Annotated in this window: 1 protein-coding gene and 1 pseudogene; both read left to right on the top strand. The window is 49.9% G+C overall.

All coding sequences use genetic code 11. The features are described 5' to 3' along the window. Window positions 1–543: ABC transporter permease (locus R8N49_RS27440; protein WP_318190493.1), on the top strand; the 543-nt coding region annotated here is incomplete at its 5' end. Window positions 544–545: 2 nt separating this feature from the next. Next, window positions 546–683: pseudogene (locus R8N49_RS27435) on the top strand (DUF3299 domain-containing protein); the annotation flags it as partial.

The raw sequence follows: 683 nt of genomic DNA, 5'->3' as shown, positions 1-683 counted from the left end.
ACTGCCATGCTTGTGGGCTTGAAATCGCGCATTCAAACTTTTGCGTTGCAAAGGCAGATCAACAACTACCCGAAAGAGCCTCTCAGTGCAATTATGCCCGGTGTCGCGCTACACGAATTGTGGGGCATGATGTCTGTCGCAGAACAGGCCTTGATGGCGGTTTCTGGTTTTGTGGTTATCGCGGGTTTACTCGGCATGTTAAGCAGCCTACTGACCAGCTTACAAGAACGACGTCGAGAAATGGCCATTTTACGCGCTATGGGAGCACGCCCGCGCCACGTTTTTTCTCTGCTCATTAGTGAAGCGAGTTTACTCACAGCAGCAGGTATCGTCACTGGCGTTTTGGGACTGTATGCGATACTCGCCCTACTTCAGCCCCTAATTCAACAACACTACGGTATAAATCTCACGTTAAGCACGCTTTCTGCGTACGAATGGATGCTGCTTAGCTTTGTACAATGCGCCGGTATTGTGATTGGTTTTATTCCAGCATTCCGCGCCTACAGACAGTCACTCAGTGACGGAATGACCATAAGGATCTAACGATGTGGAAAAAAGTTTTAGCCAGTTGCTTACTCGCGATTGCATTTACGACGCCGGTCATGGCGAGTGATGATCCATTAACGCTCGACTGGATCGATCTGGTTCCTGAAGCGGAACGAAAGCTGTTCGACAGCGTGGGG

The organism is Vibrio sp. 1978 (genome assembly GCF_033344345.1).
This window is presented reverse-complemented; position numbering and strand designations above follow the sequence as displayed.